At 65.5% G+C, this 6,728-nt stretch carries 5 protein-coding genes and 1 pseudogene; 3 read left to right on the forward strand and 3 right to left on the reverse strand.

Annotated elements, in window-relative coordinates:
- The first annotated feature begins 56 nt into the window (after positions 1-56).
- Positions 57-821, forward strand: a complete 765-nt coding sequence (locus tag P8Y64_01200; protein ID MEJ2059091.1) for an HAD family hydrolase — start codon at positions 57-59, stop codon at positions 819-821.
- A gap of 7 nt (positions 822-828) precedes the next feature.
- On the opposite strand, the gene P8Y64_01205 is transcribed toward P8Y64_01200, so the two are convergent.
- The 3 genes from P8Y64_01205 to P8Y64_01215 form a co-directional block, all read right to left on the reverse strand.
- The gene (locus P8Y64_01205) at positions 829-1,197 is read right to left on the reverse strand and encodes a CZB domain-containing protein (GenBank protein ID MEJ2059092.1); all 369 of its coding nucleotides are present in this window, start codon (positions 1,195-1,197) and stop codon (positions 829-831) included.
- An 81-nt stretch (positions 1,198-1,278) separates the two neighbouring features.
- Positions 1,279-2,637, reverse strand: a complete 1,359-nt coding sequence (gene xseA, locus P8Y64_01210) for an exodeoxyribonuclease VII large subunit (protein MEJ2059093.1) — start codon at positions 2,635-2,637, stop codon at positions 1,279-1,281.
- Positions 2,638-2,659: 22 nt separating this feature from the next.
- Complete coding sequence (locus P8Y64_01215; GenBank protein ID MEJ2059094.1) at positions 2,660-4,222, reverse strand: transglycosylase SLT domain-containing protein; 1,563 nt, start codon at positions 4,220-4,222, stop codon at positions 2,660-2,662.
- 185 nt (positions 4,223-4,407) lie between these two features.
- Here P8Y64_01215 and guaB point away from each other — a divergent pair, with 185 nt between their 5' ends.
- A complete protein-coding gene (guaB, locus tag P8Y64_01220; protein MEJ2059095.1) occupies positions 4,408-5,868 on the forward strand; it encodes an IMP dehydrogenase in 1,461 nt (486 codons plus the stop codon).
- Between the two features lie 89 nt (positions 5,869-5,957).
- Positions 5,958-6,728, forward strand: a pseudogene (guaA, locus tag P8Y64_01225) (glutamine-hydrolyzing GMP synthase).

Genomic DNA, 6,728 nt, shown 5'->3' on the forward strand with positions numbered 1-6,728 from the left:
CCGGCAGAAGGCGGCATGCTAGCCTGCCCGGCTCGATTTTGCCTGCTGAATGAGACATGACGAAACTCAAAGCCCTGTTGTTCGATGTTGACGGAACCCTGGCCGATACCGAGCGTGACGGCCACCGGGTTGCTTTCAACCAGGCCTTCGCCGATGCCGGCCTGGCCTGGGACTGGACGCCGGAATTGTACGGCAAATTGCTCAAGGTCACCGGCGGTAAGGAGCGTATTCGCTATTACCTTACTGATTTTATTGATCATTTTGATTATTCGGGTGATCTCGACGAGCTGATCGTCAACCTGCACCGCAGCAAGACGGCCCATTACCTGGAAATGCTCAAGGCAGGTGCCATTCCGCTGCGCCCCGGCGTGGCGCGTCTGCTCGACGAGGCGCGCGGTGCGGGGCTGCAGCTGGGTATCGCCACCACCACCACGCCCGAGAACGTTACCTATCTGCTCGAGGCGACCCTGGGGGCCGAGTCCATCGGCTGGTTCGACGTGATCGCCGCCGGGGACATCGTGCCGGCGAAAAAACCCGCGGCCGATATTTTTCATCACGCGCTGGAAGAACTGGGCCTGGAGCCGGACGACTGCGTGGCCTTCGAGGATTCGGAAAACGGGCTCAGGGCATCCCTGGGAGCCGGCGTGCCGACCATCGTGACCATTAACGACTATACGAGGGCGCAGGACTTCGACGGTGCAATGCTGGTGGTCAGCGACATGGGGGAACCGGAACAGCCCTTCGAGGTGCTGGCCGGCAATGCCGGTGATTCCGGCTGGGTCGACGTGGCGCTGGTCCGCCGTCTGGCGGGGGACTGCTGAGGACGGCCTACATTTCGCGTACGGCCGCCTCCAGGATATCGAGGCGTTCGAGCAGGATCCTGCAGTGATCGTTGATCTCGCCCATGACCTGCTCGGCCTGGTCGAGCCGGCCTTCGGATGCGAAGCCGTGTAAGCGGCGATAGGCTGCGTGCAGTTGGGCGTGGGGATCGTCGATTGCCTGGTAGGCCTCGAGTTCACCCATCTCCGTCTTTGCCGGCCCGTAATACCATTGGCCGAATTTGCAGTCCGTGTGGTTGATGGGGGCCTGTTCCTCGCTGACCTCGAGCCCCGAGGCCAGGGCCTGGGCGTAGCTGCGCCAGCGGAGATGCGAGGTACGGGCCTTGCGGATCGAATCGAGCAGGGTTTCTTTATCCATCCAGCCTCCCCGTGATTTATCAAGGGCTTGCAGTGAGCATACCCGCCGGGAAGGATTTTACAAGCAGGTTACAGCGACGGTTCAGTCGGTGTCGTCTGTGGAGATGACGCGGGCGGGGATGATGCCCGCCTCAACCCGGACGCGGATCTCGTCCCCCGGTGCGACCTGGTCGGGGGAGCGGATCACGCTGCCGTCGCTCGCCACGGTGGCGATGGCATAGCCGCGTTCCAGCGTCTGCAGCGGGCTGATGGCGTTCAATGCGCGTGCCAGGGCGGTCATGCGTTCGCGCCGCCGTTCGATCAGCCGCAGTTCGGCACGCCGCAGCCGCCCCTCCAGTTCATCCAGCCGCTGCGTGACCTGCTGCATGCGCCGTCGGGGGTGCAGTCCCTGCAGGCGTTGGGACAGCCATTGCAGCCGTTGCCGGCGCTCCCGGCTGCGTTGCATCAGATTGCCTGCCAGGCGTGTCTGCAGCCATCCCAGGCGTTCGCGTTCACGGGTCAGGATATGGCCGACCTGACGTGCCAGACGCCGCCGCAGCTCCGCCAGCATCTGGCGATGATCCCCGATCAGCGTCGCGATGCCCGTCTGCAGGTCTCTGGTCTGGCCGCGCAGCACGGCGGCCAGCTCCTCGGCGCTGGGACTGATCAGCTCGGCGGCGGCCGAAGGGGTGGGGGCGCGCACGTCGGCCGCGAAGTCGGCAATGGTGAAATCGGTTTCGTGTCCCACGCCGCAGACCACGGGAATGGCGCTGTCCCGCAGGGCGCGGGCCACCCGCTCGTCGTTGAAGCTCCACAGGTCCTCCAGCGACCCTCCGCCGCGCGCCAGGATCAGCACGTCGCAGCGTGGGTCGCGGGAGGCGCTGTGCAGGGCCTCGACGATCTGCGGCGCGGACTGCTCCCCTTGCACCTGTACCGGGTATACCAGGACCTCGATCAGCGGAAAGCGGCGCTTGAGCACGCTCAGAATGTCACGCAGCGCGGCGCCGCGGGGCGAGGTGATGACGCCGACCCGCCGGGGGAAGGCGGGCAGGGGGCGTTTCAGGGCCGCATCGAACAGGCCCTCGGCCTGCAACTTGGTCCTGAGTGCCTCGAAGGCGCGCTGCAGGGCGCCGTGGCCGGCCTCTTCGAGGTATTCGACGATGAGCTGGTAGTCGCCGCGCGCCTCGTACAGGCTGATGCCGCCGCGTACCAGGATCTGGCGCCCGTTCTGGGGTTCACACTGGATGCCGCTGCGCCGGTTGCGGAACAGGGCGCAGCGGATCTGGGCGCGTTCGTCCTTGAGGGTGAAGTAGAGATGGCCGGAGGCGGGGCGGCTGAGATTGGATATCTCACCCTCGACCCAGATCAGCGGAAAGCCGTCCTCCAGCAGCTGTCGAGCCGCGGCGTTGAGTTGGGAGACGCTGAATACCGGGCGTGAGGCGGCCTGGGTGTCGTCGGACATGAACCGGAAGCTGCGGTCCCGCTCAGCGCGAGGCCACGTCTTCTCCCAGCGTCCCCTGGGCGGTGTAGACGCGCTTCCAGACGACCAGGCGCATGCCGGGGTGCAGCGTGTCGTGCGGGGCCATGCCGTTCCAGCGCAACAGGTTGTGCACGGAGACCTTGTAGTAACGCGCGATCTCCCAGAAGCTGTCGCCGGTCTTGACGGTATACACCAGGCGCTGACCCCGGCCGCGCACGCTGCGGTGCAGGCGGGGCGAGGCGATGGCATAGCGCGTCATTTCGGCCGTGGGCTTGGGCACGATGAGGTAATGCCCGGCGCGTATGGAATTCGAATGCAGGTGGTTGACGCGCTTGATCTGGTGCACCGTGGTCCGGTAACGGCGTGCGATGGCGATCAGCGATTCCCCGCTGCGGATCCGGTGGCGTTCCCAGAGCACGAGCTTGCGCTGCGGCTGATCCTGCAGGTTCGTCTCGAAGGTCTGGGCGTTCTGCTTGGGCATCAGCAGGTAATAGGGGCCGTTGGGTGCCGTCGCCCAGCGGTTGTAACCGGGGTTCAGGCGGTAGAGCTTGTCCAGGTCCATGTCCGCCAGGCGGGCGGCGATGGCCATGTCGATTTGGGAGTCCAGCTTGACGGTCTTCAGCACCGGCTCGTCGGGAATGTCGGTGAGGGCGATCTTGTAGGGCGTCGGATCGGAAATGATGTGCTTGACCGCCAGCAGCTTGGGCACGTAGTGGCGGGTTTCCTGGGGCAGCCGCAGGTGCCAGAAATCGGTGGGCCGGCCGTGGCGCTTGTTGTAGCGGATCGCCCGTTGCACGGTGCCTTCCCCGCAGTTGTACGCGGCGATGGCCAGCAGCCAGTCGTGTCCGAGATCGTTGTAGAGCTTGCTCAGGTAGTCCAGGGCGGCATTGGTGGAGGCGTGGATGTCGCGCCGGCCGTCGTACCACCAGTTGATCTCCAGCCCGAAGCGGCGCCCGGTGGCGGGAATGAACTGCCAGAGGCCGGCGGCACGCGAGTGGGAGTAGGCATAGGGGCGGTAGGCGCTTTCCACGATGGGCAGCAGCACCAGCTCGGTGGGCAGCTTGCGCTCCTGGACCTCCTGCAGGATGTAGTGCAGGAAGGGCTTGGCGCGCTCCGTCACGCGCTCGATGTAATCGGGATGGTCGGCGTACCAGCGGATCTCAGCCTGCACGCGCGCCTCGTCGCTGACGTCCGGCAATTCGAAGCCACCGCGGATGGCGCTCCAGATGGTCTTGGGTTGATCGTCGAGGGCGGTTTGCGGGAAGGGGGGCGGATTGTCGCTGTCGGCCTGCTGGGCGTTCGTGCCGGGATCAGCCTTGGCGTCGGCGTCGTTCGATTTCGCGTCCGCATCGGAACCGGCCTTGGCGTCGGTGCTCGGCGCGGGGTCGGTCTTGTCGCCGGCGGTTTGCGCCACGGCCTTCTCGGGCCCCTGGGACGCCGCCGTCGAATCGGTTTGCAGACTGGCGCAGCCGGCCAGGCCGGTCAGCAACAGGAAGGGCAAAAGCCGAAGCGGCTTGAGCAGGCTGTGTGCCTTATGCGTATCGGTATCCAGGCCGTTAACGTGCATGGTCTGTTGTTCTCTTGCCAAGGCAGTAATTTGTCGTGCCGCCCCTTACGGGCACATATGGTGGCGAATGATAATATGTCTGAGGCTCTGTGCCAAAGGCCCGGTTTTTCCATGGTCTATCCCGGTTTACGGAAAGGCGTTCGGAGCATATAATTTACCGTTTTCCTTTTGGCCGAGAACGTCCCATGCGCATCATCCAGGAAGCCCTCACCTTCGACGACATCCTGCTGGTGCCTGCGCACTCCAAGGTGCTGCCGCGAGACGTTCAATTGGGCGCCCCGCTCACCCGTGGCATCCGCCTGAATATCCCCGTGGTGTCCGCCGCCATGGACACCGTCACCGAGTCCCGGCTGGCCATTGCGATGGCGCAGGAGGGCGGGATCGGCATCATCCACAAGAACATGAGCGCCGAGCAGCAGGCGCTGCAGGTGCGCCAGGTCAAGAAGTTCGAAAGCGGCGTGATCAAGGAGCCGATCACCGTACCGCCGGAGATGACCATCGGCGAGGTGCTGGCCATCACGCGCGCGCACAATATCTCCGGCGTGCCGGTGGTGTCGGGCGAGAATCTCGCCGGCATTGTCACCAGCCGTGACCTGCGCTTCGAAACCAAGCATGACGCGCCGGTGTCCTCCATCATGACGCCGCGCGAGCGACTGGTGACCGTTGGCGAAGGCGCCGACAAGGACGAAATCCTGCACCTCATGCACGAGCACCGCATCGAGAAGGTGCTGGTGGTCAATGACGACTTCAAGCTGCGCGGCCTGATCACCGTCAAGGATATCCAGAAGTCTTCCGAATTCCCGCTCGCCTGCAAGGACGAGCAGGGCCGCCTGCGCGTGGGCGCGGCCGTCGGCACCGGCGCCGGCACCGAGGAGCGCGTGGCCGCCCTGGTCGAGGCGGGCGTCGACGTTATCGTGGTCGATACCGCACATGGCCATTCCCAGGGCGTGCTCGATCGCGTCGCCTGGGTCAAGAAGCAGTATCCGGACATGCAGGTCATCGGCGGCAACATCGCCACCGCCGAAGCGGCGCGTGCACTGGTCGAGGCCGGTGCGGACGCGGTCAAGGTCGGTATCGGTCCCGGTTCGATCTGCACCACGCGTATCATCGCCGGCGTCGGCGTGCCGCAGATTACCGCCATCGCCAACGTGAGCGAGGGCCTCAGCGGTACCGACGTGCCGCTGATCGCGGACGGTGGTATCCGCTATTCCGGCGATCTCTCCAAGGCGCTGGCCATGGGGGCGCATACCGTGATGCTCGGCAGCCTGTTCGCGGGTACCGAGGAGGCGCCCGGCGAGGTCGAGCTGTATCAGGGGCGCTCCTACAAGTCCTATCGCGGCATGGGCTCGCTGGGCGCGATGGCGCAGGGCTCCTCCGACCGCTACTTCCAGGACAGCCAGAACGCCATCGACAAGCTGGTGCCCGAGGGCATCGAAGGGCGCGTACCTTACAAGGGCAGCCTCACGGCCATCATCCACCAGCTGCTCGGCGGCCTGCGCGCCAGCATGGGCTATGTGGGTTGCGCCAACATGGATGAAATGCGCACCAAGCCGGAGTTCGTGCGCATTACCGGTTCGGGCGTGCGCGAAAGCCACGTGCATGACGTGAGCATCACCAAGGAAGCCCCCAATTACCGTATTGATTGATTTGCGCGTGAGCGGTTTCCCCGCGCGAAGGTCAGTCAGGCCACAATAACCCGGCCGGCATCAACAGCGGCCCCTCACACGACGCGGACATGAACAATATCCACGCCGACCGGATTCTGATCCTCGATTTCGGTTCCCAGTACACCCAGCTGATCGCGCGCCGCGTGCGCGAGGTCGGCGTGTATTGCGAAATCCATCCCTGGGACGTCGGCGAGGACGAGGTCCGTGCCTTCGCGCCGCGCGGCATCATCCTGTCGGGCGGTCCCGAATCGGTCATCGATGCCGAGCCGCCGCGCGCCCCGCAGGCGGTGTTCGAGCTCGGCGTGCCGGTGCTCGGCATCTGCTACGGCATGCAGACCATGGCGGCCCAGCTGGGCGGCGAGGTGGAGAACGCCGACCACCGCGAGTTCGGTTACGCCCAGGTGCGCGCGCGCGGACACACCCGCCTGCTCACCGACATCGAGGACCACACCACGCCGGAAGGCTACGGTCTGCTGGACGTGTGGATGTCGCACGGCGACCGGGTCGCCACCCTGCCGACGGGCTTCAAGCTCATGGCCAGCACCGACTCGGCCCCTGGTGGCGGCGTTGCTGCATCGCGCCATCGGCGATCAGCTCACCTGCGTGTTTGTGGACACCGGCCTGCTGCGCCTGCACGAGGGCGACCAGGTCATGGCCACCTTCGCCCAGCACATGGGCGTGCGGGTTATCCGCGTCGATGCCGCCGACCGCTTCTACAACGCGCTGGCCGGCGAGGCGGATCCGGAGCAAAAGCGCAAGATCATCGGCGGTCTGTTCATCGAGGTGTTCGACGAAGAGGCGGGCAAGCTGACCAACGCAAAATGGCTGGCGCAGGGCAC

The sequence above is a fragment of the Gammaproteobacteria bacterium genome, assembly GCA_037388465.1.
GTDB lineage: Bacteria > Pseudomonadota > Gammaproteobacteria > SpSt-1174 > SpSt-1174 > JARRKE01.

Excerpts from the sequence above, each read along its gene's own strand:
- P8Y64_01205 (MEJ2059092.1), bottom strand. The coding sequence starts at position 1,197 with ATGGATAAAGAAACCCTGCTCGATTCGATCCGCAAGGCCCGTACCTCG.
- P8Y64_01200 (MEJ2059091.1), top strand. The coding sequence starts at position 57 with ATGACGAAACTCAAAGCCCTGTTGTTCGATGTTGACGGAACCCTGGCC.
- P8Y64_01215 (MEJ2059094.1), bottom strand. The coding sequence starts at position 4,222 with ATGCACGTTAACGGCCTGGATACCGATACGCATAAGGCACACAGCCTG.
- guaB (MEJ2059095.1), top strand. The coding sequence starts at position 4,408 with ATGCGCATCATCCAGGAAGCCCTCACCTTCGACGACATCCTGCTGGTG.
- xseA (MEJ2059093.1), bottom strand. The coding sequence starts at position 2,637 with ATGTCCGACGACACCCAGGCCGCCTCACGCCCGGTATTCAGCGTCTCC.